Genomic DNA, 3,863 nt, shown 5'->3' with positions numbered 1-3,863 from the left:
CCTTAGTCATCTCGTCCTCTCCATTATACGTCCTAAGTGTTCTGTCTTGTGCTATACCTCCGTTTTGAGTCACAGTTTCAGCCCCAAATCAGAACCCGATGATTTGTCAAGTGATTCATAACGCCAGGGTTCGCGCTACTATGAGAATTGGGCAGCCCTGAGCCATAGCACCTCTGTTTGATGTGAATTATGTCTAAACGCGGTCAATCTTCATTTCGCCGTCTTCTGCTATCCCGGATTTTGCTGTTAAGCCTTCCGGTGTTGTTGGTTGGACAATATGTGACCTATCGCAAAGCTCGTTCAGCTTTACTAGAAACGGCTCGTCTGAACTTAACTGAAAGTGCAGTTAAAAAAGCTGCGGGTATTGATGAATGGGCGAAGTCCTTGAGATCAAGTTTGATTTTAGTGGCTCACAGTTCCGTTTTGCAGTCTGGAGAAGAGGAGAATTTTCAAGGTTTTCTCGAAGAGGTCGTCTCCGAATTACCTTTTGAGGTCAACTGTCTGCAAATGACTAATCTGGAAACCAATCAGATGGTAGCTAGTACCTGTGACGAGGGGGCGCGGGTTCAATTTCCCCAGGATTTATGGTCTGCTACTCAATCTCAGAACTGGGCTGTGAGTCAGTCGGAAGCTCATATTATTAATGTGGGAACTGCAGAGGCTGACAAAGGCTTTTTTCCCCAACATCTCGATGATAGTGAGTCCGATAGTCCAGAGGGAAGTAGAGTTTTACTTCGTCGCCAAAATAATCAACTAAGTTTAATCTCTATTGCTCCGGTTTATATTGCTGATGGAGAAGTTAATCGACTCCGTTATGGATTAAGTCTGGAGTCTTATTCTTTACTCAGAGGTGAACACACCCCGAAATCTTTAACAGGTTCGACTGTAATTTTAGATGAAGCTGGAACTATTGTAGCTCATCCTAATCCGCAGTGGGTGGGATTAAATATTAGAGATCACGCTGATTCTCAGCGGCTAGAGAGTTTACTGCGTAGTGCGTTGGCGGGTCGTACTAATTTTATTCATTTGTTTGCTTTTGAACCAAATGGGGAAGAATTATTGGCGGGATATCATGCTATTGAAAGTCCGGTTTTTCCCAAGAATTATGATAGTCAATGGGTTATCTTGGCGGTGGCGAGTTTAGATGATGCTCTCTATGGCTTAAAGGATATTAATTCGGTTTTAGTTGTGCTAATTCTGAGTTTAATTATAGCGATTATTAGTGCAGCATTATATCTATCTAGGGATTTGGCGCGTCCTTTAGAAAAACTCCGAGATTATGCTTTACAAGTTAACAGCATTGAATCCCATGTAGAGGTTCCCAAAAATCTGAAAATCCGGGAAGTTGAGCAGTTGGCTCAGGCTTTGCGGACTATGGTTGATCGTTTGCAGTCTCGCGCTCAAGCCTTGGCTTTTGCGACTAAGGAGGCGCGGGTGGCTAACCAGCTAAAAGATGAATTTTTGCGGGTTATATCCCATGAGTTAAGAACCCCGCTTAATGGCATTATTAATTCCCTGAATTTGATTCAGGAAGGATTTTGTGACGATCGCGATGAGGAAATGGAATATTTACAGATGGCTAATGACTCGGCTCTGCATTTATTTGATATTGTTAATGATATTTTAGATATTGCTTTGATTGAGGAAGGTCAACTATCTTTATTTTTGGAACCGACGGACTTGGGGGTGATTCTCCAAGAGGCGATCGCTTTACAAACTCTGGATCTTCAGCAGAAAGGTTTAGATTTAAACTTAATGTTATCCCCTGAACCTCTGGAAGTACAAGCAGACCGAGATAAACTTAAACAGGTTTTTATCAATATTATTAATAATGCTGTCAAGTTCACCAAAGCTGGTAGTATCACCATTTCTAGCAAACTTGAACGCTTCCCGAATTGGGGGAATGCGATCGCTTCTAATTCCGGTCAGATTATCAAAGCATCTGAACAGGTAATTGTAACTATTGTTGATACAGGAATTGGGGTAATCCCAGAGAAGCAAAGCCAACTATTTCAGCCTTTCGTGATGGTTGATGGTTCCACCACTAGGGAGTCGGGAGGAGTGGGTTTAGGATTAGTGATCGCGCGTCGTCTCATGGAAATGATGGGTGGCGGTATTAAACTTGACAGCGCCGGACATGACCAAGGTACTACAGTTACTATCGCTATGCCAACTTTACAAGCAGCAACACCACCTTCTCAAAATCAGAAGACTACCAGAAAATCTAAAAAGAAAGTTAAAAGTTGACTCATAATTTGGTCTGGCACGGATCATTGGTTATCCTAGAGAAAGAAATAGTCCTCATTATACTGTGTTCAGATTTCGCCTAGGAGTATGTCAAAGCCAAATTTCTGAGTCTCATCATGGATAAAATTAAATTTCGCAGATATAAAAGAACAGCAGTTATCACCCTAGTCCTGATAGCATCAGTCGGTCTGGAAGCCTGCGCCTCTTACCATAAAAGACGAGAAGTATATAGAAATCTTCAGGACTGTCACCAACAATGGGGTGAAGCTGATCTATGTGAACCAATTACCGATGGTTCCTACCCCGTAGGTTACCATTATGGTCCTTACTATAAACATCGCGGGGGTCGCTACTATTACTATCGTAGCTTTAATTCTAGCCCTCGTGCTGTTCCATCTAGTGCAGGTATTCGTAATACCACTCCTGGAGGTAGAAGTCCCTCTGTTGGTGGTGTGACACGAGGTGGTTTTGGTTCCGGTGGTCGCGGCGCTACATTTAGAGGTGCAGGAGGGAGTCGAGGGGGTTAAATTTAACCAGCCTATTGTCGGCGGACTCGGCGTTTATACTGGCTGTCTGCTTCTTGAATATTTAAGTAATGACTAGGATCTTCGGCAACCCATCCTAAATTGGAGTTATAGCGGACTTCAAAATGAAGGTGGGGGCGATCGCTACTTGGTCGGCCCGTCTGACCCACTAATCCTAGAGTTTCCCCTAATGCTACTTGCTGTCCGGTGTCAACCACCGTTTCCAAAAGGTGAGCGTAGCGGGTTTGTTTTCCCTGGGCGTGATTAACTACCACCAGATTACCATAGCCCTCTCTATATCCAGCAAAAGCTACCACACCTTTACCTACAGCTAAAACAGGAGTTCCGGTAGGTGCGGATAAATCAATACCTCCATGAAATACTACTTGACCACTAACAGGATCTAACTGCCACCCATAGCGAAACAGTACCTCAGTCATCATTGGCAAGGGATGACCAGATAACAGGTCAGGGGAGAGGGTAACTGGCGGCGCAGGGGCCCAGTTGACTCCGGGAATAAATACTACCCTGGGTTCCGGTTGACAGCCATTGACTTCAAAAATTACATCCGCCCTGGTATTATGGGCGCGGGCTACATCCACCCAGGTCTGACCGGGTTCTACTTCTATCTGAATGCCATTGTAGGGGGGAATCAGGATCTCTTGTCCGACGGAGACTACACCATCGCGTAAACTGGGATTCAGACCCATGAGGGTAGCAGCAATTAAATTGTACTGTCGCGCAATGGTTTCTAGGGTTTCGCCTGGGGCGACACGATGACGTTGCAAACGGGATAAAACCGGAGTTGGACAAACTTCTCGCGCTTCCTGGGAAAATACGTTAGCTAGTCCCACAGGGGCGATCGCACCTAGGAGGATAACAGAGATCAAGGCTGACTTGCAGATCATATTCAGTCCATATTAATTTTGTTTCATGGTAGCAGCCGGGCAATATTGGCTTTAATATAGCCGAGGCTGGGATACAGTTGCTAGAATTGAGGGAAGGAACTTAGCTTGATGGCTGGGGTTCATTTGATTGAGAGCATGATTTAATCTCAAATTAGGTTAACATTTTAGGGCAATACGGTATAAT

Annotated in this window: 3 protein-coding genes; 2 read left to right on the top strand and 1 reads right to left on the bottom strand. The window is 44.4% G+C overall.

All coding sequences use genetic code 11. The features are described 5' to 3' along the window. The first annotated feature begins 189 nt into the window (after positions 1-189). Both P5683_RS23485 and P5683_RS23480 read left to right on the top strand, forming a co-directional pair. A complete protein-coding gene (locus tag P5683_RS23485; RefSeq protein ID WP_006620350.1) occupies positions 190-2,247 on the top strand; it encodes a sensor histidine kinase in 2,058 nt (685 codons plus the stop codon). 116 nt (positions 2,248-2,363) lie between these two features. Next, the gene (locus P5683_RS23480; protein WP_006620349.1) at positions 2,364-2,774 is read left to right on the top strand and encodes a hypothetical protein; all 411 of its coding nucleotides are present in this window, start codon (positions 2,364-2,366) and stop codon (positions 2,772-2,774) included. Between the two features lie 11 nt (positions 2,775-2,785). Here the strand turns inward: P5683_RS23480 and P5683_RS23475 are convergent, their stop codons facing one another. Next, the gene (locus P5683_RS23475; protein WP_315641112.1) at positions 2,786-3,679 is read right to left on the bottom strand and encodes a M23 family metallopeptidase; all 894 of its coding nucleotides are present in this window, start codon (positions 3,677-3,679) and stop codon (positions 2,786-2,788) included. Positions 3,680-3,863: the final 184 nt, after the last annotated feature.

The sequence above is a fragment of the Limnospira sp. PMC 1279.21 genome (genome assembly GCF_032349615.1).
Classification (GTDB): domain Bacteria; phylum Cyanobacteriota; class Cyanobacteriia; order Cyanobacteriales; family Microcoleaceae; genus Limnospira; species Limnospira fusiformis.
This window is presented reverse-complemented; position numbering and strand designations above follow the sequence as displayed.